This is a genomic window from Rhodococcus sp. IEGM 1351, from assembly GCF_030056875.1.
Lineage (GTDB): Bacteria > Actinomycetota > Actinomycetes > Mycobacteriales > Mycobacteriaceae > Rhodococcus_F > Rhodococcus_F opacus.
The window spans coordinates 59,672-85,046 of record NZ_JASHKU010000018.1 but is presented as its reverse complement, the minus strand read 5'-3'; the positions used below and the strand labels follow the sequence as shown (position 1 = coordinate 85,046).

Genomic DNA, 25,375 nt, shown 5'->3' with positions numbered 1-25,375 from the left:
GAAGGTACCGGCGCTGGAGCCAAAGAAGGAGACAAGCAGTATCGGAAGGAGCGGGACGACGCCGACTCGGCGCAGAAGCCGAAGACATGATCGAGTTTGCCCGCGTGTGGGCTCCGTATGGAGGGGCGTCTGGCGAGGAGATCTTTGTTCGATTCGGAATGACCAAATATCGTTTTACCGAACGGCTCTGGCAGATCGTGCAAGAGATCGGACTCGACGACAGTTCTCTCGAAGAACTCGCGTCCGTCTACAAACCACGGACGAGGAATTCATTACCGGATCGTGCCGCACCACAACGGCAGGTGGTCCGCGGGTGGCGTTTGCCCCGGTAGTTGAGCGGTTCGGTGACCTGCGCGGCCCATTGACGACGATCAGCGAAAGTCCTCGTCATCGGCGGTGCGGTGTCGGCGAGGTCCGCGGCCAAGCGATCCGCGTCCTCGAGGCGCACCCGCCGGTGAACTCATCGAGTAGGCACCAGCCACGCTGTTGTACCGCGTGAACTGCCCCGAAGGTGCCGTTCGGTCTTGCTGAGACAGCGGTCGGGCGCAGGCCGGGCCGGTCGGCGATATTCTTGGGGACATCCGCGAGAGGTGAGCAGTGGTGCTTCTTCGACAGTGTTCCGACCGGATGGATCGATGTAGTCGATGACGGACGTCGATCCGTTCGCGACGCAACGCGACGTGTCCGGTTCGGTCACGGCGGAGTTGGCGGCGGCCGGATTCGAGGATGCCCAGGAGATCGGGCGCGGCGGTTTCGGTGTCGTGTACCGGTGCACGCAAGCTGCGCTCGACCGCACCGTGGCGGTCAAGGTCCTCACCGCCGACCTCGACGAGGAGAACCGGGCACGGTTCCTGCGAGAACAGCGTGCGGCCGGCCGGCTGACCGGTCACCCCAACATCGTCAATGTTCTCCACGCCGATGTCACCGAGAACGGACGTCCCTTCATCGTGATGCCGTACCACGCTCAGGGTTCTCTCGACGAGCGGATCCGGCGCCACGGACCGCTCCCCCTCGACGAAGCGCTGCGACTCGGGGTGAAGATGGCCGGCGCCCTGGAGACCGCGCACCGCCTCGGGATCCTGCATCGCGACGTCAAGCCCGGGAACATCCTGATCACCGAATACGGCGAGCCGGCGCTGACGGATTTCGGCATCGCTCACATCGCCGGCGGGTTCGAAACCACCGCCGGCGTCGTGACGGGTTCGCCGGCGTTCACCGCCCCCGAGGTGGTCGCCGGTGAGCCACCGAGTCCCGCCGCCGACGTGTACGGCCTCGGCGCCACCTTGTTCGCTGCGCTCACCGGTCATGCGGCGTTCGAACGCCGCAGCGGTGAGCAACTGGTGGCTCAGTTCCTGAGGATCACGTCCGAGCCGGTGCCGAACCCGCGCGAGCACGGCATTTCCGAGGGGGTCAGCGCTGTCATCGAACGTGCCATGTCCACCGAGGCAGGCGCTCGCCCCTCCGCCGTGGACCTTGGTCGGCAACTCCGCCGGTCCCAACTTCATCAGGGCTTCCCGGTCGACGAGATGGCAATGCACACGGAACCGGCCGCGGTGCAGGGCGGAACGTCCGTCATCGGCGCGCGCTCCGCGGCAGAAGGTGAATCGGCTGTGCGGTCGCCGTCGTGGTCACCGGCGGATTCGGGCCGAACGGGTGGACTTCCGCTGGAGCTGACCAGTTTCGTCGACCGCCGCACGGAACTGGCCGAGGGAACGAACTTATTGTCGACGTCGCGACTGGTGACGTTGACCGGAGTCGGCGGGGTGGGAAAAACCCGCCTGGCACTACGCGTGGCCACCAAAGTGCATCGTGACTTCGTCGACGGCGTCACGTTGGTGGATCTTGGTGACCTACGCGACGAGTCGCTGCTCGCCGGTGTGGTGGCGGGCGCGCTGGGGCTCCGGGATCGATCGGCGAGGCCGTTGAATGAGGTGCTCGTCGAGTTCCTCGCCCCCCTCAGACTGTTGCTTGTCCTGGATACCTGCGAGCAGGTCGTGGGCGCGGTGGCGAAGCTCGCCGAATCCCTGCTTCGCGTCTGTCCTCGGCTGCGGATCCTCGCGACCAGTCGTGAGCCAGTCGGGATCGGCGGGGAATCGGTGCTGGTGGTTCCCCCGCTGCCCGTCCCGGATCCCGATCACCTGCCGAAAGGACTGCCCCGCAACGATGCGGTCACCCTCTTCGCGGACCGCGGCGCCGCCGCAGTCCCGGGATTCGAGCTCACCGAGGACAACAAGGTCACCATCGCCCGAATCTGTCAGCGGCTGGACGGGCTGCCGCTACCGATCGAACTGGCGGCGGCCCGGCTTCGCGCGATGACGCCCGACCAGATCCTGCAGCGCCTCACCGACCGCTACCTCCTGCTCACCCGCGGAAGCAGGGACGCTCCGTCTCGGCAGCAGACGTTGCGGATGTGCATCGACTGGAGTTACGACCTGTGTACACCGGTGGAGCAACGGATGTGGGCGCAGCTGTCGGTGTTCGCGGGCAGTTTCGAACTCGAGGCGGCGGAGCAGGTCTGCGACCTGACAGCCGAGGATCTTCTCGACACGGTGACGTTCCTTGTGGACAAGTCGATCCTGACGAGGGAGGAGTCGGGTTCTGCGGTGCGGTTCCGAATGCTCGAGACCGTCCGCGCCTACGGGCGGGAAAAAGCGCAGGAGACTGGCGATTACAGCGAGCTTCGCCGTCGGCACCGGGACTGGTGTGAGCGGCTGGCGGTCGAGGCGGAATCCGAGTGGATTGGTTCCCGGCAGCTCGCGTTGATCGCCAAACTCGGTCGGGAACAACCGAATTTCCGTGACGCGTTGGAATTCTGCCTTTCGGACAGTGCGGACTCCGGACTGCGGATCGCTGCCGCTCTGTACCCGTTCTGGCTTTCTCAGGGTTTGTTCAGCGAGGGAAGGCGATGGCTCGACCGCCTCCTGGCACACCGGACCGGCCAATCTCCCGTCGACAGAGCCAAGGCGCTCTACGCCGCGACTGTCTTGGCCGGGGTGCAGGCCGACCTTCGCGCGTCGGCTGTCTTGGTGGAGGAGGGGCGCGCACTCGCCACCCAGACGATCGACCCGATGCTTCACGCGCATATCGACCTCGCCGCTGGATTTCTAGCGCTCTTCGAAGGAAGTCCGTCCGACGCACGCACGTATCTCGAAAATGCCCTCCACGTCTACACCTCGCACAAGGACCTCCTCTTCCAGGTCGTTGCCGTCGGAATTCTTGGAGTTACCCACGAAACACTCAACGACACGGAACGAGCGATCGAATGCTATGAACGCGTCCTCGCGATCACCGAGGCGAACGGCGAATCGGTATATCGGTCGTACTCACTGTGGGCGCTCGGTGTCGCGGTATGGCGGCACGGTGAGCACGCACGGGCGGTTCAGCTACTCGTGCAGGCGCTCCAGGTCGACCGGATGGTAAACGACCGACTGAATGGCAGCATGTGTCTGCAGGCACTCGCATGGATCGCCGCCGAGGAGCAGAATTTCGAACGCGCGACCGTGTTGACCGCAGCCGCTGAGGGGATCAGTCGGTCACTCGGGAGTCCGACGGTGTTCTTCCCGGGCCTGCTCGTGTACCAGGACGAGTGCGAACGCCGGACCCGAGAGGCGATGGGTGAGCAGGCCTTCACCGCGGCCCGCAGAAGGGGCACGGTGCTCGGTTTCGACGCAGCCGTCGCCTACGCGCTGGGCGAGCAGATTCCGCGTCCGCCGACGCCCGCAGCTGGGTTGTCGGGCAAACTGACCAAACGTGAGCGTGAGGTCGCCGACCTGATCGCCGAGGGGCTGACGAACAAGGAGATTGCCGCACGCCTGGTGATCTCGCCCCGCACCGCGCAGGGTCACGTCGAACACCTTCTGGCCAAGCTTGGATTTACCTCCCGGGCACAAATTGCGGTGTGGGTCGCGGGATTGCAGATCGATTCCTGAGGATAGGTTCACATTCTTGGCGCACGTTGAAATAACCCGCGTCGGCTGCCTGCCGGGTTTGTGTAGCCGTGCGGGTGCCGCCGACGGGGTGCGGCCGCGACTGCCCCCAAATGCGCTCGCTCTCAGGCGTCGTAGGAGTAGAAGCCTCGTCCCGACTTTCGCCCGAGATAGCCGGCGTCGACCATGCGCCGAAGTTGCGGTGGTGGTGCGTGCTGCTGTTCGCGGAATTCGGTGTAGAGCGACTCGGTGACTGCGAGGACGACGTCCAGGCCGACGGTGTCGCACAGCTTCAACGGTCCCATCGGGTGGGCGCACCCGTTGACCATGCCTTCGTCGATGTCTTCGGCAGTCGCGAACCCGGATTCGAGCATTCTAATCGCGCCGACCAGGTACGGCACGAGCAACGCGTTGACGACGAGACCGGCTCGGTTGCCGGATCGAATAGTCTTTTTGCCCAGACGTTTGCGCGCGTACTCGGTGACATCGTCGACGACGTGCCCGGCGGTGGACAGGCTCACCACGATCTCCACCAACGGCAGGACCGGGACTGGGTTGAAGAAGTGCACGCCGACGACGCATTCGGGTCGGGTGGTGGCGTTTGGCGATCCTGATGACCCTGTTGCCTAATTTTCGGTGACACGCCGACGGTGGTGCCGTGACTGTTGATCTTCCTGTCGGATGATCGTGCAGCGGTCGTCTTTCGCTGGTCCCGACCCCGGCCGCAAGATGGGGTGTGTGGTGTCGATGCGGCCGCGGCGGCCCGTGGGTGTGCCGGTGTTGACGGCGAGGATGGCCCGGGCGGCGTTCCCGAGGGGGGCGCTGGCGATCCGGATCCGCGACGAGCTGGGCGAGCTGTTCGCCGACGAGCGGTTCGCGGCGGCGTTCGGGGTGCGTGGCAAGCCGGGCATCTCGCCGGCGCAGCTGGCGATGGTGACGGTGTTGCAGTTCGCCGAGAACCTCACCGACCGGCAGGCCGCCGAGGCGGTGCGCGCCCGCATCGACTGGAAGTACTGTCTCGCACTGGAGTTGGACGATCCGGGGTTCGACTTCACCGTGCTCTCCCAGTTCCGGACCCGTCTTCTCGACCACGGGCTGGAGGAGTTGGCACTGGACCTGCTGCTGGCGGCGCTGCAGGACAAGGGGCTGGTGGCCGCGGGTGGCAAGCAGCGCACCGACTCCACCCACGTGATCTCCGCGGTGCGGGACCTGAACCGGACCGAGCTGGCCGGGGAGACGGTGCGGGCCGCCCTGGAGGCGCTCGCGGTGGCCGCGCCGGGCTGGCTGGCCACCGCCATCGACGTCAGCGACTGGAACACCCGCTACGGGCGCCGCGTCGATTCCTGGCGGATGCCGTCCTCCAAGACCAAGCGGGAGGAACTGGCCGGCGCCTATGGTACCGACGGGTACGCGCTGCTGCGCGCGGTCTACGCGCCCGACGCACCGGGCTGGCTGGCCGAGCTGCCCGCTGTGGAGGTGTTGCGGGTGGTGTTGCTGCAGAACTACACCCGCACCCTCACCAGCAACGGGCGGGAGGTGATCACGCGGCGGGAGGCGGAGCAGGACGGTCTCCCGCCGGGCAGACTGCGGGTGGCCTCCCCCTATGACCTCGACGCCCGCTGGGCCGCCAAGGGCGAGGACCTGTTCTGGTGTGGCTACAAGGTGCACTACTCCGAGACCTGCGGCACACCGCCCGAGCGCCGCGCACCCGGTGGCGAGGACCCCGGTGGCGAGGACGGCGAGGTGCCCAACATCATCACGAACGTGGCGGTCACCCACGCCGCCGTGCCGGACGTGGCGATGACCGCACCGATCCACCAGGCGCTCGAGGCCCGCGATCTGCTGCCCGGCGAGCACTACGTGGATTCGGGTTACCCGTCGGTGCCGCTGGTGGCCGCATCCCGCCGCGACTACGGGGTCACGCTTATCAGCCCGCTGTTGGCCGATGTCTCCGCCCAGGCCCGGGCCGGCACCGGGTTCGACCGGGCCGCCTTCTGCATCGACTTCGACACCCGCACCGCCCGCTGCCCGCAGGGCCATACCAGCTCCTCGTGGAGCCCGTGTCGCCAGCGCGGCACCGAGGCGATCGTCATCAAGTTCGACACCACGACCTGCGCGCCCTGCCCGGTGCGCGCCCAGTGCACCACCGCCCGCCGCGGCGGACGCCAGCTGACGGTGCCGCCCCGCGAGCTGCACGCCGCCCAGCAGAGCGCCCGCGCCGAGCAGAACACCGCCGACTGGCAAGCGAAATACGCCATCCGCGCCGGCGCCGAATCCACCATGCACCAAGCCGTCACAGCGCGCGGCGCGCGGCGCGCCCGCTACCGCGGGTTGGCGAAAAACCAGCTCCAACAAGCATTCTCCGCCGTCGCCCTCAACATGATCCGACTCGACGCCCACTGGACCTGTCACCCCCTCGACCGCACCCGCACCAGCCACCTCACCCGCCTCCATCTCGCACTCGCCGCGTGATCACAAATTAGGCAACAGGGTCCCTGATGACCGGGATCGAGGAGGTGTTGGTCGCCGAGATCGCGTCCGGGGCGACGATCGTGTCGAGATGGCGAAAGAGGTCGTGCTTGACGGTCTCGATCTCGGGGGGGCCTCGATCACGAGGTCGCGGTCGGCAAAATCGTCGAGGTCGAGGGTGGTGTCGATCCGGGTGAGCGCGTCGGCCGCCGCGGCGGCATCGAGGCGGCCGGACTTGACGGCTCGGGCCATCGAGGCGTCGATGCGGGCGGTGGCCGCCGCCGCGTCGTCGCGCTCGAGGATGCGGACGGTGTCGCCGGCCCAGGCGGGTGCGTTCCGGCGGAACTCGGCCTGATCCCTGCCAAGCAGATGGACCCATTCCTGCGTGCTCCAGCCCCAGAAGGCCGCTCCTTCTCGGCGCAACACACCAGCAGCACCGCGATGGCGTCGGCCATGGCGCGCCGCCGATGCGCGGTGACCGGCGAATCGAGTCCTGCGTTGACCGTCTCCAGCGGTCGCAGCAGTCGTCCGATCACGTGCCAGCCCGGCGCGTGCGGATCGTGATACTGCAGCCGACGCAGGTTTCGTACGCCGAGTTCACCGATGGCCCTGACCTCGTCGTCTCGGACCTCGATAGTGGTGTCGAAGTGATGCGCGACGAGCGGTGAGCACCAACGTGATTCTGAGTCCGGGTTGACGTTGCCCGACAGCGGCGCGGTCACCGTGGTGTTCCTGGGGTCGCGGCGTCCATGCCGGTGAGCATTGCGATGCGCCAGGCGTGGATGTGGTCCATGCCGCGGCCGAGTTTGTCGGCCAGATCCCGTCCGGACAGGTGGATATATCGCAGCGTCGAGTCCGTGTGGCGATGCCCGGCGAAGGTCGCGATAGTGTGCAACTCCCAGCCCATCCGGGCCAGATCCGTCAGACACAGATGCCGAGTGGTGTGCGTGGAGAACCGCGGAACATCGGCGGCCAGGGCAATCCGGCGCACCACCTTCGACCACGTCCACAGACTTGGGCGGCTGGGCATGATTGCGGCGGGACTCCGACAGGAACAGCGGTCCGCGTGCCCTGCTCAGACGTGCCCGGTGCGCGAGATAGTCCGACAGCAGCACCCCGGTCGCAGCCGAATACGGCACGACCCGTTCCAGTCGGTTCTTCGTCGTCTCCGCCCTGATCCGCAGGGTGCGGTGGGCCGGGTCGAGATCGTCGGTGCGCAGCGCGCACAGCTCCTCACGGCGCAGCGCGGCATCGTAGGACAGCGCCAGCATCACACGGTTACGGACCGGCTCCACGGCGGCGACGGACAGGATGTCCGCCCACTGCCGCTCGGTGGGAATCCACGGCAGCTTCGTCAACCGGGGCACCAACCCACGCTGATGCCCGCCGCCCCGTCGGCCGGGCGTGAAACGGCCCCGGCCAACGGGATTGGACTCGCGCAACCCCTCCTCCATGAGGTGGTCGTGGAACAGCCGCACCGGCACCAGCCGCTGCTGAATCGTGGCATTCGCGAGACCGAAGCCGGAGTCGAGGGACACCACATTCGCGCCACGGCGGCTGGGCCGGTCGGTCAACTCCCGCACATAGACGCCGACATGCGCCCGGCTCGCCGTGAGCGGGTCGACACCCTCCCGCTCGCACATCTCCAGGTACTCGGCAAGCCCCCGTGCGTAGGCGTCGATCGTCCGAGGCGCCCTCCCGAGATCGGTCCACACCCGCAGCCACCCGGCCGCCTGCACATGCCGGCCCAGCACCGGCCACTTCTCCTCCAACACCACCGTGCCGCTCAAGCCATCTCCTCATTTCCGTGGTCAACACCGAGGAGACATGATCATCCCCACGGCCAGATTCCACGTAACTTTTAAAATGCTCAAACGCCAGATGTACGGACGCGCGGATTCGACCTCCTACGCCAACGAATACTCCTCAGCCACTGACACACTCAGGAACCATCACGGAAAGTGGGCCAGAACCACCACTGTCGCAGACCCACGCAACGACCGAGGCCGCCGACGACAGCTCCGCTGGAAGCGCATCCCCCCAGCTGCAGTAGCACTCGCTCGAGAAAGTGTGCCCCGCGAGCTTCGGCTCACGGGGCACACTGCATCTCCGGCTCTTCCCCAACGTGACAGATCGAGTGTTTCGGTCATCACCTCGTGTCTCGCCCCACGGAGCGCTATGTGTCGGCCCGGAGAACTGAAGGGCCATCGTCGACACCCGAGGCGGCCCGGCCGCCGTGGTCGTCGTCGAAGGGGAAGGCTGTACTCGAACGGATCGCCGCATTATCGTCGGCACTCGATGGTGACCGGCTGGGACGAGGAATCCCTGACTGCGCTGCGTGTTGCTCTGAGCACCCGCACCGGCGCGGTCGTCGATCTGGTGCGCGGACGATTGACCGACGAGGTGCTGCAGCTGGTCGGCGACGCACTCATCGCCGCGGTCGACGACCACATCGACGGGGCACACGAGGTGGCCGCGGAGTGCGCGGCGGCGCTGCGCGTGCGCGACTGGACCGGCGACGACGAGCTCGCCAACCAACTGGAGGCCGCGTTGGGGATGTCCGCGACACCGATGCTCCGACGTCTCGCGGTCGACCTCGAGGAACTCGAAGGCGACCCGACCTACGGCGGTGGTCGGATCGACCTGTGGACGGGGGAAACGTGGCCGACCATGATCGAGGACGACGCGTCCGACGAGGCCGACGATCCCGACCGGTGGTTGTACGTCGGTTGCGTCGGATCACGCGCGGGCTATCGCGACATGGAGTTGTTCATCGAGTCGGTAGCCGACCCTGCCATTGCCGACCGGCTCGACATTGCGATTTCCGGGCGCGGTGCGTTCCGTCGCTTCAAGGACGTGTTGTCGCGGTGGCCCGACGAGTTTCATCGATACTGGCTGTTTTCGGATGAGCGGAGACGCGGTCGTGCACGTGGATGGTTGGCGGATGAGGGTTACCTCGCATGCCCTCCGCGCGGCCCCGTCGAATAGATGCCCAACACCCGTGGTGCACACGCGTTGCCCCTCGACCGGCGCATACCGACATCGGCTGACATCGGCCGCGTGCCTCCAAAAGAAGGAGCTGACCCGTGGCTTCTCGGCGATGTGGGACTGCTGGATTCTCGCTGATCCAACTTGTCCCAATCCTTCTGATTGTGAGCGGGCGGAGAGGCAAATGACCTGTGTGACACAACCGCATCGGACGCCCCGGTGATGCGTCGGATGCCCAGTGGGTTCGTCAGCCCCAGAAGATGCAGGTCGGGTCCCGGTCGAGTTCGGTCAGCAGGGTCTCGAGGTGCGGCGACGGGGGCAGCAGGTCGTAGGCGTGGAAGCGGAGATTGCGGTCCCGCCAGTACAGGCTCCAAGTCTTTGTGGCCTTGGTGTAGCGCAGCCGGGCGATGGGCAGGCTGGTCCACTCCGGCCCGACGTCGGCGCACCAGGGGGCGCGCCGCTCGACGATGGTCAGGTGCCGCGCCGCGACCTCGCATTCGAGGCGGACCTGATGCCGGGCGTGCTCGGGAACGCGGGCCACACACCACCGCTGCACCCGCGCGATGTCCAGCTCCGGTAGCCCGGTCGCCGCGGGCGCCGACCGTGGTGGCGACGCAGCGCCGGCGGTGCCGCCGGAAGCTGCCGAGGTCCGGGGCAAGCGGGGCGGGTTCTCGGCGCGGTTCTCGGCGACCTCGGTCAGTACCGTGAACGCGGCGTCGAGGCGCTGCCGGCGGCGCCGGTTCGGTTCATGGTTGGCGTCGGCGGCCACGTACCCGATCAGCTCCTCGAGGTCGACGTCGCTGACCGGCAGGATGATGTCGTCGCCCTCGACGCGGGCACCGAAGACGACGCGTTCGCAGTCGGCGTCCAGCAGGATGATGCCGCGCAGGGTCGTGGCCACCTCGTCGGGGATGCGGAGGGGGTGCACCGGGTGGGTCGGCGTCGGTCGACGGCGTCGGAGGTCGAACGGTGAGTCCTCCCAATCGCTGATGCGCCCCGCATCGCCGCAGGAACTGCACTCCCACACGATGGGTCCCGACGGATCGGTGCGGAGAACGAGCATCCGGCCGGCGCAGGCGCGGTTACCGGGGCGACGCCGGCACCGCAGTGCGCTCACCCAGGCGGCGCCGGTGTCACCGGCGGTGGCGGCGCGAACCAGGTCATACAGCTGCTCGGCGAGACGGCGCGCAGGCCCGGGGACCTTGTCCGGCAGATCGAGGAAATGACGCAGATCGGTGACGAGCACGCTGCAGAAGGTACTCGACTCCGAGCCCATTCTCTCCGCCCGGATCGTCAACCCGGGCACATCCGAGTCGTGACGTGGGCGTATCCGACCTCGGCCTCGCTGGTCCCCGGCATGTCCGGAGTGGCACGAAGCCCGCAATGCGACACGCAAGTGACACGAATCTGAAAAGTGGCACCGCTTCTTTTCAGGGTTGAAATCTGTCTCGTATGTCGGTTCTCAGCCCTGGCGAGTTCTGAGGGGGATCTGTCGGCCCACCGTGTATGGCACGGCACCGACCCGATGCCGGTCGACGACCGTAGGATCGAACCGGGGGTGGGGCACGGTCATGACCGACCAGCCGATCACCTAGCCAGGAGGCACCAGCGGAGTTCAGGATGGGTTCGGAAGGCAACAGCTGGCCCATGCCGATCGGCCCCACGTTGACCTGCCGTCGTTCCTGCGCAATGCGGTTGGCCCTCTTCTCCATTGCTGCCGCCGATCAGATGTGGAGGTTCGACAGTGAACGGTCCCGATCAAGGAGATTCCTCCCCGCTCACGGTCTCCAGCCCAGACCTTTCTGGGGGCACATTCCCGCGTGAGTTCACCTGCGACGGCGCCGACCGGCTCCCCCGCCTGCGGTGGAGCACGCCGCCGCCCGGTACCCAGGAGCTGGCCATCGAGATGCTCGACCCCGACGCACCGGGCGGCACCTTCACACACTGGCTGGTCTACGGAATGCCTCCCGGCATCTCCGGTCTGGCGGCTGCGCCGGCCGGGGCCGCCGAAGGCGTCAACGACTTCGGCCGGCGCGGCTACCGGGGCCCGTGCCCACCACGCGGCGCTGCGCATCACTACCACTTCGTGGTCGTCGCGCTGGGCACCCGGCTGAATCTGGCGGCCGGCGCGACGAGGTCCGATCTGGAGTCACGCATCAGCGGTCACGTGCTCGGCAGGGGCGAACTGGTCGCGACCTACCAGCGCGCGTGAACTGGAGCTCACTTGATCCGAACTGTGCATGGTCTCGTGAGATCCCCGCTCCACCAGGTAGCCGCCCGCAGTGCCGGTGGGGATTCGGCAGCTCCCGACAACCCGACCGGGCACCGCGGGAACCGTGCGCTCAGGCGTGCAGCAGATGAGGATGATGGCTCGGTGCGGGATCGACGGGTGGGGCGGCAAGGGCTCACCGAGGGGCGAGGCGAACTCGACCACAGCGGGCCAACTCGCGTCTCTCGACGCCCCACCGCCAGCCACGCGTGGCGCCGGGTTCGCCGGCATCAGGCGATGTCTCACGAACCGAATCAATCAACGGTCCCACCGCCGGCACGGCCTCTCGCTGACCAGTCTCCATTTCCGGAATCCGCATGTCTCATGACATACGGATTCTTGAGAAAGGAAGGGTTGGCGTCGGTCGCCAAGCGCAAGCCGCCAATGGCCACCCCGGCGAAGACTCGTGGCCAATTCTCATCTGCGATGGCCACTCGGTGGCCAGTTGGCCGTTTGGATGTGATTGTCGCGGCGTGGCTGCGTGGGGCCGCGTAGCGCGCTCGGCGCTCCCGAGCGTGAAACCGCAGGTGGCGGGCATCGGCGAGGCACCGACAGGAATATGATTTTGTGTATGAGCAAACCGGGGGTGCACGCGATTACCGTCCGCATCCACGGTGTGGACCGGATCTTCGACTCCGTCGAGCCGGTCACGATCGGCCGGGCACCCGAGGTCGGCCTGACCGTCGACAGTCCCTGGGTGTCCCGGATCCATGCGGAGCTGTCGTGGCAGGGCGGCTGGGTGTTCACCGATCGGCACAGCACCAACGGGGTCTTCATCGACGGTCGCCGTGTCGTTCAACCGGTGCGCGTGGACGCACGGGTTCAGCTGCGTCTCGGGGATCCCGCCACCGGGCCCTTGGTGGTGCTGACCCCGCATCGGTCACGACGCGAGCGTTCGCCGGCGCCCGCGCACACGCCGACCCCCGATGTGCACAAGACGATGATGGCGAGTACGACGCAGCGGCCTCCGGTCCGGCATCGCCCGTCGACGGCGCCGATCAGTGCACCGACCCGTATTCCACCGGCGGGCCTGTCCATCGGTCGTACCGGCGAGAATCAGATCGTCGTCGACGATGTACTCGCCTCGCGACGCCACGCCCGGCTCGTCCGGATTCGAGAGGGCCTCGGCATCGAAGATCTCGGCAGCGTCAACGGCACCTTCGTCAACGGTGCCCGAACGCGGAGAACGGTGCTGCGCGAGGGCGACATCGTGACGATCGGCAAGGTCGACCTCGTCGTTGCGGGCGGGACCGTCCGGCATCGGCAACGTGCCCCCGCGGAGACGGGCCTGAGTCTGCACGGCGTGGGGTTCGTCGTCGAGGGCAGCAAACAACTGCTGGTCGACGTCTCGATGGGCGCCGGGCCGGGTTCGTTGACCGCGATGATCGGACCGTCCGGTGCCGGGAAGTCGACGCTGGCGAGGGTGATTGCCGGCTCCGCCAATCCCTCCCGCGGCGCGGTGACCTTCGAAGGCCGTAACCTGCACGCCGAGTACCCGGCGCTGCGCAGTCGAATCGGGCTGGTTCCGCAGGAGGACGTGCTGCACCGCCAGCTCACCGTTCGTCAGGCGCTGCGCTACGCGGCCGAGTTGCGGTTACCGCCGGATACGATGGCCGCCGACCGCGACCGGGTGATCGCCGGGGTACTCGCGGAGCTCGCGCTCACCGAGCACGCCGACACCCGGGTCGACCGGCTCTCCGGCGGCCAACGTAAGCGTGCGTCGGTGGCGCTGGAGCTGCTGACCGGCCCGTCGCTGCTGATTCTCGACGAACCGACCTCGGGCCTCGATCCCGCGTTGGATCGGCAGGTGATGGCGATGCTGCGCAACCTCGCCGACGCCGGTCGGGTGGTCGTGGTGGTCACGCACTCGGTCACGCACCTCGACATGTGCGACCAGGTGCTGTTGCTCGCTCCGGGCGGGAAGACCGCCTATTGCGGACACCCCGGCGGAGTCGGAGCCGCACTGGGCAGTTCGGACTGGGCGGAGATCTTCACCAGGGTCAGCGCGGACCCGGACGGCGTGTTCGCCGCGTACCGGGCGCGGGAGGCGCAGGGGTCGGGGCGTGCGGCCCCTGCGCCGCCCCGAGTCGGTCCACCCGGCAGGCCGGCGCACACCAGCACCGGCAGACAGATCTCCACGGTGGCGCGGCGCCAACTTCGGCTGATCCTCGCCGATCGCGGCTATCTCACCTTCCTGGTCGTGCTCCCGTTCGTCCTGGGCGCGCTGTCGCTCGTGGTCCCGGGTGAGGCGGGCTTCGGCGCGGCCGGCCCGGGCGCACCGACGGAGCCGGCGCAGGTCATGGTGCTCCTGATTCTCGGCGCCTGTTTCATGGGGTCGGCGCTGTCGGTACGCGACCTCGTCGGCGAACGCACGATCTATCACCGCGAACGTGCAGTCGGGTTGCTGCCGGCCGCGTACCTGTTCGCGAAGAGCATCGTGTTCGGCCTCGCCGCCCTCGTGCAATCGATCGTGCTCGTGGGCATCGTGGTGGCAGGTAAGGGGGCGCCCGGTCCGGGTGCGGTCATCCCCTCGGGGAGTATCGAATTGTTGGTCGACATCGCTCTGACGGCGTGCTGTTGTGTGATGGTGGGGCTGCTGCTCTCCGCGCTCGCGAGGTCGAGTGACCAGGTGATGCCGTTGCTGGTGGTGACCGTCATGGCGCAGCTGGTGATGTGCGGTGGGCTGATCCCGGTCACCGACCGAGCCGTGCTCGACCAGCTGTCCTGGTTGTTCCCAGCGAGATGGGGCTTCGCGGCCGGGGCGTCGACGGTCGATCTTCGGGCACACGTCGCGACGGTGCAGCCAGATGAGTTGTGGCAGCATACATCCGAGATATGGTTGCTCGACGTCGCGATTCTGGTGGTCCTCGGCACGGCGTTTGGGTTCGCGACCCTGCGTCACCTCCGCCTGAAGGCTCAACGATGACAGACCCGGCTGAAGCGATCCTCGAGCGTCCGATGAGCGCTCTGCCCGACTCTCCGGCGCCCCGTGTCACCATTGCCGACGCCGACCGCCCACTCCGATGCTCACCCCGGTCCAGGTCCCCCGGGTCAGACTTGCAGGACGGCCCCGCTGACGGCTCCGCCCAACTACTCTCGGCCAGCATCCGCGGCGTGTTTTCGAGCCCGCCGGGCGGGGGCTCGGGGCGGATCACGCAACGGGTTGGCCGCATCCGGTCGAAATTGAGGGTCGCGATGTCGGTGCGGAGACGAGTCACCAGCCCCTGACCCGCCGGGCATTGGTGGCCGATGCCCGGACATGGCGGGTGTGGTCGGTGTTGACTGAGGTCGGCGACGCATCCGGGTGAGGTGGTGACGGCATGGGTGAGCACGGCGCGTTGCGGCCGGGTGAGGTGTTCGCCGGGTACACCATCGAACGCGTGCTCGGTGTCGGGGGGATGGGCACCGTGTACGCGGCGGCGCATCCGCGGTTGCCGCGGCGGATCGCCCTGAAGGTGTTGCACCCGGCCCTGGCGGAGGACGACGACGCCCGCGCCCGGTTCGAGAAGGAGGCGGACCACGCGGCCCGGCTCGAGCACCCGAACATCGTCGCGGTGTACGACCGCGGCCGGGAGGGTGATCGGCTGTGGATCGCGATGCAGTACGTCGCGGGCACCGACGCCGCCACCGCCGGCGAGGGCGGCCCGCTCGATCCGTCCCGGGCCGTGCGCATCATCGCCGAGACCGCCAAGGCACTGGACTACGCCCACGAGGCCGGGGTGTTGCACCGGGACGTCAAGCCCGCCAACATTCTCCTCGAACACCCCAGACCCGGTCATCCGGGTGATCCCGGGCGGGTGCTGCTCGCCGACTTCGGGATCGCCAAGGCGCTCGAGCACACCCAGCACCTGACGAAGACCGGGATGTTGGTGGCGAGCCTGCAGTACGCGGCGCCGGAACAATTCGCGAACCTCCCCCTCGATGCCCGGGCCGACGTGTACTCGCTGGGCTGCACCCTGTTTCGCCTGCTGACCGGGCAGCAGCCGTATCCCGGATCGACCCTGGCCCAGCTGATGGCCGGGCACCTGAACTCGCCGATCCCGCGGCCCACCGCCGCGCGGGCCGGGCTGCCGGCCGGGTTCGACGCGGTCATCGCGCGGGCGATGGCCAAGGACCGGGAGGACCGGTATCCCAGCTGCGGGGCCCTCGCGGCGGCCGCGCAACACGCACTCGGGCCGCCGCAGGCCGACATCCCGACCTTGGTGCGCGAGGAACCGGAGACGGACCGGTCCCATCCACCGGGGCCGCCCACACCGGGACCGTCCACTCGACGGCAGGAGGAGACGACGGTGCGGCGCACCGAGCTCCCGCCCGAACCGGACGAGGTGGCGCAGCAGCAGATCGAGACGTGGGCCGGCGCAGGTCGGCCGGATTCGGCGCAACCACCCCTCGGACCGCCGATCAGCGACCGACCGCGGGAGCATCCGCCCCACGCCGGGCGTCACCGCGCACCCTGGTGGCGGCGTCCCGTGACACCGATCGTCGCGGTCGTGGTCGTCGCACTGTGCGCCGTGGGCTACACGCTCTGGCGCGGTCAGGACACGGATGAGCGGGCAGCCCAGAACCCGGGAAGGGTGTTCGACGGCATGTACGACGCGGCGTACCAGGTGCAGGCCACCTACGGCGGGGGCTACAGCGGCGAATCCGAGTTCACGGCGCGGTGGGCGGTCCGCACCCATTGTCCCGCCGCCACCGGTGCCTGCATCACATCGGTCACCGCCACACGTCCGGACGATCCACCGGGATCGCCGCCGTCGCAGTTCGTGATGGACTACAGCGACGGAACCTGGTCCGCCGTGCGGGAACTACCCGCAATCGGCTGCCAGGACCCCGAGACCGGTGCCCCGCTCCAGGACGTCCCCAGCTGGGATTCGCGGACGCTGACACTCGACGGCCCGCAGCCGGACGGCCATTCCCTGACGGGCACGAAGGTCGAATATCGCGGCGACCCGTGCGCGCGGCGATCCGAGGTCGGCATCACCCTCCGGCGCACCGGCGATGTCGACCCCGCCATCCCGCTCACCCCGCCCACCGAGATAGCGCCGATCGGCCCGACCTCACCCGGCGCGGCGCTGACCGGAACCTACAACTACATCGCCACTCCGGCGGTGGTACCGCCCGGCGGGTCGCTCCACCCGGAGAACCTCACCGGCCGTTTCCGGACGTATTGCCTGCGCACCGGCGACCGGTGCGCCTCGATCTTCATTACCGACGCAAAGCCCGAGGGATACATGTACCTGTACGCGAACGGGCAGTGGATTTGGGCCTACACCGCCGCCCCGCGCAGCTGTTTAAACAAACCCGAGGATCCGCGGACAACGTCCGTCGACTCCCGCACGACCCTCGACCGCACCGGTGCCGGCGAGGGGCCGGCCCAAAAACTCGCTGGCCGCTGGGTCCAAACCTTTCACGGCGACTGCCCAACCACCTACGAGTCCACCGTCGACGTCACCCGAACCGGCGACTGAGAAATGACCGCGACGCCAGGCCGGATTCCCGGCGCCGAACAGGTGGTGCCGAAGGACCGGTCCGGCCCGTCCCCGAACTCCGTCGCCGCCCTCGATCACGCGCGGGTCGGGCCGATCGATAGACGCCGTCTCGCGTCGCAGTCGCTGACGGCCGCGCCGCTCGCGATGCCTCTTTCCGATTCTCGGCGTCGACGTTCGGCGTCGGTTCGTAGGAGCCGGGCCGACGGGTGTTCGGGCTCACCCTCCCGATGACAACCTAGAGAGTCGCGCCACATCGGCGCCGTCTCACGGTCCCGCTTCAGATCCTCATGAGGCGCGATGCGACAGGTGCCGCTCGAGCATCGCCAGGTGACGCTGCGCGGCACGCAGCTCCGCCTCGGCATCACCGATCTCACCACGTTCGACGCGCAGACGATCGATCACCCACGATCGGATCAACGTCGACGGTGGAATCTGCGCCTGCGTGGCCAACTCCTGCACCGCAGCGAGCTCCTTCGGGTTCAGGCGGATCGAGTACGGAACCGACCGCGCCCGGTTCGGCCGGGTCACCTTCGCCCCCTCCGGCACCGGAGCGTCGATGTTCGCCTCGGCCGCCGCCGCCTCCGCTGCGAGCAGACGTTCGACGTCACTCATTCCGGCTCCTCTCGATAGCGCTTGTGGTCGGTGTCGTTCGACCGCCACCCATTGACGCCGTGGGTGGTGCCCTCGTCATCGAGGGTGATGACCGTCAATAACCCGCCGGCCGACGGTGAGTAGCCGATCGTGCGGACACTACGGCTGGACCGACTGGCCGGATCCGGATCGATCCGCACCGGGGTCCTCCAAGGCCTCCCGCGCCCAATCGGCCTCGATGCCGTGACGCTCACGCATGTAGCCCGCCCGATACGTCCAATCGACCTCACCCACCAAGTGTATGACACTGTCATACACTTGGTGGGTGAGGTCGAGGGCAACCACCGAGTGAGCGATATCGAGCGACCGGTGGCGGATCCTTTGTGGACGCACATCGTCCTTCCAGCCCCAACCCCGGAGAAACAGGACCCTAAAACGACCCAGACTCATCTACGGGGGACACGCCACTTACATCCGACGTATTCTACGAAGATGGCGAATCCGCCGCCGCCTCCTCCTGGTTGGTACCCGCATGATCACCGGTTGCGGTGGTGGGACGGTTCAGAGTGGACATCGCACGCCCAGCCGATGCCGTCGCAGCAGGTTCGGTCGCCAGCGAATGCCGGCGCGGCTAGCGGCGTCACCAGCACCATGCTCACCGAACCGGTCCTGCAGTTCGTCTGTCAAGCCGGGCTGTTGGTGCACGAGAGCCCGATGATCCTTGACCGGAATGACCTGCGGATCGGGGCCGTCCTCGGGCTCCGTAACGGTGCACCAGCGACATGGCTGGCTACTGAATTGCACGTGGTGGACGCGCACGATCGGCCGGTCCTGCTCATCAGAGACAAGACTTTTGGCACATACCGGTTGGTCGTCGAGCGGCCGTGGAGCGGACCGATCGGCGAGATCGTCCAGGACAACGTCCTCGGAAGCGCACGACTGTCGTTGAGGGTAGCCGGTCGTCGGGTCGGCAGGGTTCACCGCGAAAACTGGAGGAAGTGGAGGAAGTGGAGGGAGTGGTCAGACTTCTCCATCATCGACGAGTCTGGTGATGAGATCGCGCGCGTCACGAGGACTGTGGAAACGAAGAAGTTTCCCATTGCGGGCAAATACGTTGTGACGCGGCTGCTGATGCGGGGGCTGCCCGATCCTGTCGCGTCCCTCGTCGTGGCGTCGGCCTTGAAGGCGGGACGGGTGTTCAGCTCGGAGCGTTTCGACTGACCCTTGCTTCGCCCAAGAGCTTGGGCTCCGCGCGCCAAACAAGCGGCCCTGATCGGGCGCCGTCAAGCGCCTCGGCACAGAATTCGCAATCGCGTGGTCTTCCTGTCCGCCGGCGCCACCTACCAGACCGTGCTGCCGCTCACGGGTCTCGCGTCCCCTACCGGTGTGGCGGTTGATGCCACGGGCGATGTGTTCGTCGCCGACTACCAAAACGGCCGCGTTGCCGCACTTCGATCCGGTGCCGACACCGCCACGGTGGTGCCGTTCACCGGTCTCGATCGCCCGATCTGGGTCGCGGTCAGGGCCACCGGCGACCTCTTCGTCACCGATGGCGACAGGGTGCTGCAACTGCCGCACGACAGTTGATGTTCCCCCTGCCAGCCCCCCCCCGCGGGTCTCGGCGCCGCCAGTCCGAGGCACAAACCCGGTGAGTGCCCGGCGCCCGCGACGAGGACACCGCCCCGGCAACCCGAGTGGCCGCCTCCTCCGTCAGGTCCGGTACGGCGCCTATCCGGCTTCCGCTGAGAAGGGGCACCGCCCGATCGCGACAACGGTAGTCGTGGGCCCTGACGCTGCGGCGTGTCGACCGGCGGTCTGACAGATGAGATTGAGCGTCTCGCTGCGCTGCGTGCGCAGGGACTGCTAGACGACGCCGAGTTCACCGCAGCAGAGCAGGCAGCAATCGCACGTCACATAGGAGGGCTGCACTGGCGACCGCGCCGACGGTGCCCGTCGTTTCGTGTAGGCATGCCGAATACCGGACGATGTGAGTGTCGGCCTCTCCGGTGATTCCGATGGACTCGAAATCTGGACGCCACATAAGCTCTCGAATCCGTCCTTCACCGACGACGAAGCGGCGAAGATAGGAAGGCTCGGATTTGGCCACGCCGCACAGCGACCAGGGGACGGATGATGTGACCGCATCAGGGAACAGCAAGGAGGCCGACCTCGTCCTAGCGGGTGGCGGCGTCAAAGGAATCGGGTTGGTCGGCGCCGCCTCAGCGCTCATCGATGCCAGATACACGTTTCATCGCGTGTCCGGCACGTCGGCCGGCGCTGTGGTGGGAGCCATCCTCGCGGCCGCCACAGCCAGCGGGAAACATGTGACCGGCGAGCAGCTGAAGAAGCTCACCCATCTCAACTATCGAGAGTTTCTCGATCCGGGCCTCCTCGAGAACATCCCGATCGTCGGGCAATCGTGGGCGCTGCTGCGGGGCACCGGACTCTACCGGGGCGATCGTGTTCGCCAGTGGATCAAGGACACGCTCGCGAGCCTCGGGGTCTCAACCTTCGGCGACCTGCAGATCGACGACGACACCCTGCCGCTGAACCAGCGGTACAGACTGGTGGTCACCGTTACCGACGTGACGACCGGGCAGTTGGTGCGACTGCCCTGGGACTTCGAACGGGTCTACGGCCTCGACCCCGACGCACAGTCCGTAGCCGACGCGGTGCGGGCGTCCATGGCTATCCCGTTTTTCTTCCGCCCTGTCTCGTTGACCAGTGCCGCCGGAATGACCTCGACGCTGGTGGACGGCGGAGTGCTCTCGAACTTCCCGATCGATTCTCTGGATCGGACCGATGGACAGGTACCGCGATGGCCCACCTTCGGGGTCACCGTCCTTCCCAATCTGCCGGCCGGGAACGATGACGTCATCCCCCATCTCAGACTCCTGCGCCTTCTCGGACCACCGCACCTGTTCGAGAGCGTTCTCAGCACCATGCTCGTGGGCCGCGATCAGGCGTACCTCAACCAGCCCTGGGTGAGTGTCCGCGCAATCAGGGTGGACTCCACCGATGTGGGGGTCCTCGACTTCGACCTTCGTCAGGAGGACATCGAAGCGCTTCACCGGAACGGATACGAAGCGGCGCAAGCATTCCTGTCCACCTGGAATTGGGAATCCTATGTTCGGAGGTTTCGGCCGATGCCGCCCGGGTAGCTCTCATACCAAGCTCGACCGCGACAAGGACGGGTTCGCCTGCGACAAGTGATGCGGCGGAACATCGTCGATGTCAAGCCATAATCGACTGTGCGGGTCAAAGGGGGCACAGGGTTTGCCGGGTCCGGTTCCAGAACGGAAACAGCTCGGGGCTGCCGGCGTCCGGGTGTTGCCGTTGTTCCTGCTCGACGAATTCGAGGACCGTCTTTCCGGTGGTGTGGGAGAGTGCGCAGGCGTCCAGACTCAGCTTCGCCGACGCCACGAACCCGATCCGCTCGGCGTACGGGCCCAGGACCCCGGAATCGACGAACGGAGCGAGACCTGTCCCCCACCGGTTGAAGGCGGACTGCAACCCGAAATCACAGGACTGCCCGAATAATTCACTGCACGTCGTCGGTCCGCCGTGGATCATGACCGCGGAATCGGGCAGCGGGCGCGGCGGCTCGGGCGAGTCCGGTCGCGACGCGACCGCCCACACCACCAGCGCCGCCGCGCCGACGACCAGGCATACCAGCACCGTCTTCAGGGCCTGCTTCATCGCTCACTCATCTCAGCCGGCCGGGTGAATTCGAGTCGTTGCAGGTCCTGCAGAGAAGTGCTGAATCGGCCGATCTCGTTTTGCCCGAACAGGTCGCAGTTGGCGGGCATGCTGTCTTGCAGCAGGTCTCCGTCTACCAGCTTGATCTGAAGTGATGCAGTCCCATTCGGCTCGAATCTGTCATCGGCGGCGAGGACATCAATGCTTTGCACCTCGTCGAACGCCAGTTCCTGACCGCTGGACAATGGGATTCCGAAGCCTACCGTGCTGCAGTACCTCACAGAGTCTGCCTGCACCTCCGTGGTCGTACCGTTGAGCGCGATGAAATTCGCAGTCGCCCCGGCGTCCTGGCTGGGCGCAGCCGCTGCGGTGCCCAGCCCTGTCGCGGCTGCCAGGACCGCCGCAATACCGACGGCCGAAGCCACGTGGCGAACGTAGTTCGATCGCATTGGGTTCATGAAGTTTCCTTTCCGGGTGTCAGCCGTCTGGTTTCGGCTGTGGAAAGGTTCTCCTGTAGCGCTAATCGACTCCTTACCAGCGGCTAATTGCTCATCGAGGTGCTCGATCGGGCATCCGGTTCGATTCCTCATCCGGGGATTCCCGGTGGTGGTTCGCTGCGGTTCAATGAGGTAACCCACTGACGAGGCGGTGCAGCCGATGTGAGCGACCCGCTCGAACCCGGCACCACGTTTGCCGGGCACGAAGCCTGTCAGTACTGCTGTGTAAGTCTTTGTAATTCAGTCGCTTTGACGGACCGGTCAGGCGATCGGGGTATGCGAGGACGGGGGCACCGAGTGCAACGGTCCAGCCCTGCACTCGGGCGCCTTCGACGAGGGTGGGTGGCGCCTTGCGGTGGTTGCGGTCGATGCCGCATTCCTTGGCGGGTCGCGGCGCGTTTGGCCTCGATCGGCCTGAGGGCCAGCCACAGTCCTCGCCCCGCCGGCCGCACCATCCAACCCCCGCCGCGGGAGGCATCCGCCGTCACGGCGGTCCAGGAGGGGTACCGAACTCGTCCCACTCGCGGGCCCAGTGCCACATCCGCTGCCCGAGCAGGACCCTGTGCGCACCGGCCCCGGCCACGGCGGCCGCACCGGCGCCGAGCGCCCACACCCCGCAACCCGCGGTCACCGCCACCACCGCATTCTCCGGCCCCGAACTCACAGTGCCGGTCAGATCGCCCGCGGCGTCGACCGGGACGGTGACCGTCTGCCCCACTCGCGCGGCCGCGTCGACCGGGATCGCTCCGGTGCGCTCACCGCCCGCCGCCGACCACCGGGCCCGAGCCCAGTGCTGGGATCCGGCGGTACGGATCGACGCGGCGACCTCCGGGGTGGGATAGGGATCCTCGAGCAGCACCGCGGGCACCGGATGCACCGTGGCGCGCGCAATGGCGGCCTGCCGCTCCAACCCGGTATACGTCACCATCCCGAACGCCGCGGCGAACTGCAGCAACACCAGCAGCAGTACCGCCACCACCATCATCACCGCCTCTGCGCGGTCACCGGACCGCATCAGACGATTGCGGCTCCACGGCCCCAGCCGCCACCACCGCATCACCCTCGGCACCGGTGCCCGGCCCCGTATCACCCACTTCCGGGTAGGAATCCGCACCCCCTTCGATTGTGCGACCGCATCCCCACACGTGCACCCCCGCTGAGGCATCGGGCGCCCAGTTGATGGCGCTCGACCTCTGAGACGGCCACGCCCGCCGGAGTCGGCGGTGCTCGACGACGTCAACGGCGGAGACGGGCTATGGTCGAAGCCTGTTCCACCGGCGCGAGCACCGTCCGATGCGAAGTGGGCATCGGTGTGACGGCGTGCCGCGGCCGCGGGAGTCCTTCCACTGCGCCATGCCGCGCTTCGCGATGGCCCCAGCCCCTTCGCCGGTGGGACAACAACACACGCAAAAAAAACATTGCACGACAGCCGATTTCGGGGAAGTCTGCAGCCTGATCGGGGTGCGGAGGTACCGGGCATCACGCTCGCCGCGCGTCGATTCGACATCTCGCCGGATCGCATCGAACTCGACCCGCTGCTACCGGGGGCGGCGAAACCACCCCTCTGGGGGGGTGTCTCGCTGGCTCGGCACCACAACACTGGGTCTGACCACCCCCCACGGTACGAGAGGCCCTGACACAGTGTTCGAGACCATGAACGACACGGCATCGGCTCCACGACAGCGTTCGCTGTGGCGGCGGGCGGTGATCGGTGCCGCAGCGGCGGGGGTACTGCTCGCTGGCGGAACCGGGACCGCAGCCGCCGACCCCCCACCGAGCAGCGTGCTGATCACCCAGGAGGACCTACCGTCCGGCTACGTTCTGTTCGACTCCGCGCTCCTCGAGCCACCCGACGACGCGGAAGGAGACGCCGAAATACCCGACGTGGACCTACCCATGGAGGACATGACGGTCAACCCCCCGGAATGCGGGGCGGTGAGCCCGGGTGAGCAGACCAACCCCGCCACCTCCCTCCTCACCGGCGGATGGGCGATGGAGCCCGACACCGGGAATCTGCGTATGCTGTCCATCGTGGTCGGTGAGGGCTCGGCGAACGTCAGCGAAACCCAACAGCTCCTCGAACAATGCTCCACCGTCACCATCTCCGCACTCGGCATCACCTCGACAGCCCGGACGTCGGCCTACCAGCCGCCGGCAAGCAGCGCCGACGAATCCGTGGGACTGGCCGTCACAACCACCGACGGCGACGGAAACCGGACCGCCACCGTCATGCTGATCGCACGCGTCGGTCAGCACAACGTCGTCGCCTCCCTCACCGACACCGAAAGCGGCGAGGTCGACCAACTCTCCGACCTCGAGGAATTCGAGCAGACCTTCGCCGCCCAAGTTCACCGGGTCAAAGAGCTCGGCTGAGAGAACACTCCTAACGCCTCCGGCCGACGTCCACCCCCAGCGCGCGTGGGGGTGTCCGCCTCGGCCGGCCTCCCGGCACGCGGCAGGATGGGTGTGGTGTGCGTGGTCGTGGGCGGAGCGACCGACCCGGAACGGGGGCGGTGGGATCCTCGACCCGTACCGTGCCGCGCAGGCATCGCCGAAAGCGATGAGGGCTCAACGAATATTGTTGCTCGGCAACAGTAGTGAGCCAGGATGATCAGTTCTGTGGGGGCAGCATGACGACCCGGGTGGTCTCGACGTCGACGACATACACCTCGCCCTCCGGGCCGACCGCGATTCCGGAGGCCTCGTCGACTTCGGCGAACGGCAGCACCGCCACGGTATTCGTCGCGGCGCTGAGCACACTGACCGCATTGCTCGCCGTCGTCACGAACACATCGCCTCGCTCGTTGGCCGCCGCCGCGTACGCACCGATCACGCCGCATGATCGGCCCCCGACTCGAACTGACCGCGACGTAGTCGTCCTCCACCCATGACGAGTCGAGAACCTTCAACGCCACCTTCCGGCGCAACGTCGGATGCCGGGCAAGATACACCGTCCCCATCCCACCCCAGCACACGCTCGATCGTGTACCCGGCGACCGTCACACCCGGGGCCAAAGCATCGCTCACACCGCCACCACCACCACCTTCCCGACCGCCCCTCGGTGAAACGCACCCACGACCCCCGCGTAAACCCCGCCCACGGCGCACGACACCGTCCCCGGCGAACCCCGGACTGGCACGGTAAACGGGCGGCGGCGCGGGGATCGAATCCCTCGACCGCGGCCCTCGACCGCGAAACCCGGGCGCGGCGGCACCCGGGGGTGATACCTCCTGCACCCCAAGGGGGATGTTCGCGGCGCCCGCGGAAGCCGAGAATTGTCGGGTATACCCGCGACCCGCCCAAGGAGCCAGCATGTTCCATCGCACCCCCGCCCAACGCGCCGTCGACACGGCGGTGAAGAACGGGGCCCTGCCGCCCGGTGCGCCCCCGCACGTGTGGGGGCCGCTGCTGGCCGACACACGCGCCACACTTGCCTGAGATTCCCC

19 protein-coding genes and 5 pseudogenes are annotated in these 25,375 nt (G+C 67.5%); 12 read left to right on the top strand and 12 right to left on the bottom strand.

Going from position 1 to position 25,375, the window contains the following annotated elements; all coding sequences use genetic code 11:
* The first annotated feature begins 644 nt into the window (after positions 1 to 644).
* Positions 645 to 3,929: a protein kinase domain-containing protein gene (locus tag QM806_RS27815; RefSeq protein ID WP_283293487.1), complete on the top strand. Its 3,285-nt coding sequence runs from the start codon at positions 645 to 647 to the stop codon at positions 3,927 to 3,929.
* 122 nt (positions 3,930 to 4,051) lie between these two features.
* Here QM806_RS27815 and QM806_RS27810 read toward each other — a convergent pair.
* Positions 4,052 to 4,513: pseudogene (locus QM806_RS27810) on the bottom strand (3-hydroxyacyl-CoA dehydrogenase family protein); the annotation flags it as partial.
* 100 nt (positions 4,514 to 4,613) lie between these two features.
* Between QM806_RS27810 and QM806_RS27805 the strand changes: the two are divergent.
* Complete coding sequence (locus QM806_RS27805; protein ID WP_283293485.1) at positions 4,614 to 6,398, top strand: IS1182 family transposase; 1,785 nt, start codon at positions 4,614 to 4,616, stop codon at positions 6,396 to 6,398.
* Between the two features lie 7 nt (positions 6,399 to 6,405).
* Here the strand turns inward: QM806_RS27805 and QM806_RS41810 are convergent, their stop codons facing one another.
* From QM806_RS41810 to QM806_RS27785, 3 genes and pseudogenes are all read right to left on the bottom strand, one after another.
* Positions 6,406 to 6,519 carry a 3-hydroxyacyl-CoA dehydrogenase NAD-binding domain-containing protein gene (locus QM806_RS41810; protein WP_502943906.1) on the bottom strand — a complete coding sequence of 38 codons (114 nt, stop codon included), beginning with the start codon at positions 6,517 to 6,519 and terminating at the stop codon, positions 6,406 to 6,408.
* 68 nt (positions 6,520 to 6,587) lie between these two features.
* Positions 6,588 to 6,821 (bottom strand): annotated as a pseudogene (locus QM806_RS27795) (hypothetical protein); the annotation flags it as partial.
* Positions 6,822 to 7,489: 668 nt separating this feature from the next.
* Positions 7,490 to 7,666: pseudogene (locus tag QM806_RS27785) on the bottom strand (site-specific integrase); the annotation flags it as partial.
* Between the two features lie 1,027 nt (positions 7,667 to 8,693).
* On the opposite strand from QM806_RS27785, the gene QM806_RS27780 reads away from it, so the two are divergent.
* Entirely contained in the window at positions 8,694 to 9,383 is a 690-nt protein-coding gene (locus QM806_RS27780) for a UPF0158 family protein (protein ID WP_283293483.1), read from the top strand.
* Positions 9,384 to 9,630: 247 nt separating this feature from the next.
* On the opposite strand, the gene QM806_RS27775 is transcribed toward QM806_RS27780, so the two are convergent.
* Positions 9,631 to 10,689: a DUF3024 domain-containing protein gene (locus QM806_RS27775; RefSeq protein ID WP_283293481.1), complete on the bottom strand. Its 1,059-nt coding sequence runs from the start codon at positions 10,687 to 10,689 to the stop codon at positions 9,631 to 9,633.
* A 438-nt stretch (positions 10,690 to 11,127) separates the two neighbouring features.
* Here QM806_RS27775 and QM806_RS27770 point away from each other — a divergent pair, with 438 nt between their 5' ends.
* From QM806_RS27770 to QM806_RS27760, 3 genes are all read left to right on the top strand, one after another.
* On the top strand, positions 11,128 to 11,595 hold the full coding sequence (locus tag QM806_RS27770; protein WP_283293479.1) for a YbhB/YbcL family Raf kinase inhibitor-like protein: 468 nt from the start codon (positions 11,128 to 11,130) through the stop codon (positions 11,593 to 11,595).
* A 628-nt stretch (positions 11,596 to 12,223) separates the two neighbouring features.
* Positions 12,224 to 14,578, top strand: a complete 2,355-nt coding sequence (locus QM806_RS27765) for an FHA domain-containing protein (RefSeq protein ID WP_283293477.1) — start codon at positions 12,224 to 12,226, stop codon at positions 14,576 to 14,578.
* Between the two features lie 394 nt (positions 14,579 to 14,972).
* Positions 14,973 to 17,120 carry a serine/threonine-protein kinase gene (locus QM806_RS27760; RefSeq protein WP_283293475.1) on the top strand — a complete coding sequence of 716 codons (2,148 nt, stop codon included), beginning with the start codon at positions 14,973 to 14,975 and terminating at the stop codon, positions 17,118 to 17,120.
* Positions 17,121 to 17,426: 306 nt separating this feature from the next.
* Here the strand turns inward: QM806_RS27760 and QM806_RS27755 are convergent, their stop codons facing one another.
* Positions 17,427 to 17,753, bottom strand: coding sequence for a hypothetical protein (locus tag QM806_RS27755; protein ID WP_283293473.1), 327 nt, complete (start codon positions 17,751 to 17,753; stop codon positions 17,427 to 17,429).
* Positions 17,750 to 17,932 carry a hypothetical protein gene (locus QM806_RS27750; RefSeq protein ID WP_271209217.1) on the bottom strand — a complete coding sequence of 61 codons (183 nt, stop codon included), beginning with the start codon at positions 17,930 to 17,932 and terminating at the stop codon, positions 17,750 to 17,752. Before QM806_RS27750 ends, QM806_RS27755 begins: the two co-directional genes overlap by 4 nt.
* Before the next feature lie 292 nt (positions 17,933 to 18,224).
* On the opposite strand from QM806_RS27750, the pseudogene QM806_RS41805 reads away from it, so the two are divergent.
* The 4 genes and pseudogenes from QM806_RS41805 to QM806_RS27735 all read left to right on the top strand — a co-directional run.
* Positions 18,225 to 18,323 (top strand): annotated as a pseudogene (locus QM806_RS41805) (DUF2510 domain-containing protein); the annotation flags it as partial.
* 60 nt (positions 18,324 to 18,383) lie between these two features.
* Positions 18,384 to 18,953: a hypothetical protein gene (locus tag QM806_RS27745; RefSeq protein ID WP_283293471.1), complete on the top strand. Its 570-nt coding sequence runs from the start codon at positions 18,384 to 18,386 to the stop codon at positions 18,951 to 18,953.
* A 93-nt stretch (positions 18,954 to 19,046) separates the two neighbouring features.
* Positions 19,047 to 19,319 carry an NHL repeat-containing protein gene (locus QM806_RS27740; RefSeq protein WP_283293469.1) on the top strand — a complete coding sequence of 91 codons (273 nt, stop codon included), beginning with the start codon at positions 19,047 to 19,049 and terminating at the stop codon, positions 19,317 to 19,319.
* A gap of 548 nt (positions 19,320 to 19,867) precedes the next feature.
* Positions 19,868 to 20,893, top strand: coding sequence for a patatin-like phospholipase family protein (locus QM806_RS27735; RefSeq protein ID WP_283293468.1), 1,026 nt, complete (start codon positions 19,868 to 19,870; stop codon positions 20,891 to 20,893).
* Positions 20,894 to 20,990: 97 nt separating this feature from the next.
* On the opposite strand, the gene QM806_RS27730 is transcribed toward QM806_RS27735, so the two are convergent.
* The 3 genes from QM806_RS27730 to QM806_RS27720 all read right to left on the bottom strand — a co-directional run bounded on the left by QM806_RS27730 (position 20,991) and on the right by QM806_RS27720 (position 22,985).
* Positions 20,991 to 21,431 carry a hypothetical protein gene (locus tag QM806_RS27730; protein WP_283293466.1) on the bottom strand — a complete coding sequence of 147 codons (441 nt, stop codon included), beginning with the start codon at positions 21,429 to 21,431 and terminating at the stop codon, positions 20,991 to 20,993.
* Entirely contained in the window at positions 21,428 to 21,889 is a 462-nt protein-coding gene (locus QM806_RS27725) for a hypothetical protein (protein ID WP_271209221.1), read from the bottom strand. The genes QM806_RS27730 and QM806_RS27725 overlap by 4 nt, the downstream gene beginning before the upstream one ends.
* 523 nt (positions 21,890 to 22,412) lie before the next feature.
* On the bottom strand, positions 22,413 to 22,985 hold the full coding sequence (locus QM806_RS27720; protein ID WP_283293597.1) for an Rv1733c family protein: 573 nt from the start codon (positions 22,983 to 22,985) through the stop codon (positions 22,413 to 22,415).
* Between the two features lie 596 nt (positions 22,986 to 23,581).
* On the opposite strand from QM806_RS27720, the gene QM806_RS27715 reads away from it, so the two are divergent.
* Positions 23,582 to 24,301 (top strand): hypothetical protein, encoded by a 720-nt coding sequence (locus QM806_RS27715; protein WP_271209223.1) that lies wholly within the window; start codon positions 23,582 to 23,584, stop codon positions 24,299 to 24,301.
* A gap of 238 nt (positions 24,302 to 24,539) precedes the next feature.
* Here the strand turns inward: QM806_RS27715 and QM806_RS27710 are convergent, their stop codons facing one another.
* A complete protein-coding gene (locus tag QM806_RS27710; RefSeq protein WP_283293464.1) occupies positions 24,540 to 24,761 on the bottom strand; it encodes an NHL repeat-containing protein in 222 nt (73 codons plus the stop codon).
* A pseudogene (locus QM806_RS27705) lies at positions 24,761 to 24,955 on the bottom strand (serine/threonine-protein kinase PknD); the annotation flags it as partial. The pseudogene QM806_RS27705 and the gene QM806_RS27710, both read right to left, overlap by 1 nt.
* Before the next feature lie 286 nt (positions 24,956 to 25,241).
* Between QM806_RS27705 and QM806_RS27700 the strand changes: the two are divergent.
* On the top strand, positions 25,242 to 25,367 hold the full coding sequence (locus QM806_RS27700; protein ID WP_283293462.1) for a hypothetical protein: 126 nt from the start codon (positions 25,242 to 25,244) through the stop codon (positions 25,365 to 25,367).
* Positions 25,368 to 25,375 lie beyond the last annotated feature (8 nt).

Coding starts and splice junctions, on each gene's coding strand:
- QM806_RS27760 (WP_283293475.1), top strand. CDS start 14,973: ATGGGTGAGCACGGCGCGTTGCGGCCGGGTGAGGTGTTCGCCGGGTAC.
- QM806_RS27765 (WP_283293477.1), top strand. CDS start 12,224: ATGAGCAAACCGGGGGTGCACGCGATTACCGTCCGCATCCACGGTGTG.
- QM806_RS27700 (WP_283293462.1), top strand. CDS start 25,242: ATGTTCCATCGCACCCCCGCCCAACGCGCCGTCGACACGGCGGTGAAG.
- QM806_RS27715 (WP_271209223.1), top strand. CDS start 23,582: ATGAACGACACGGCATCGGCTCCACGACAGCGTTCGCTGTGGCGGCGG.
- QM806_RS27730 (WP_283293466.1), bottom strand. CDS start 21,431: ATGAAGCAGGCCCTGAAGACGGTGCTGGTATGCCTGGTCGTCGGCGCG.
- QM806_RS27780 (WP_283293483.1), top strand. CDS start 8,694: ATGGTGACCGGCTGGGACGAGGAATCCCTGACTGCGCTGCGTGTTGCT.
- QM806_RS27815 (WP_283293487.1), top strand. CDS start 645: ATGACGGACGTCGATCCGTTCGCGACGCAACGCGACGTGTCCGGTTCG.
- QM806_RS27720 (WP_283293597.1), bottom strand. CDS start 22,985: ATGCGGTGGTGGCGGCTGGGGCCGTGGAGCCGCAATCGTCTGATGCGG.
- QM806_RS27745 (WP_283293471.1), top strand. CDS start 18,384: ATGCTCACCGAACCGGTCCTGCAGTTCGTCTGTCAAGCCGGGCTGTTG.
- QM806_RS27725 (WP_271209221.1), bottom strand. CDS start 21,889: ATGAACCCAATGCGATCGAACTACGTTCGCCACGTGGCTTCGGCCGTC.
- QM806_RS27755 (WP_283293473.1), bottom strand. CDS start 17,753: ATGAGTGACGTCGAACGTCTGCTCGCAGCGGAGGCGGCGGCGGCCGAG.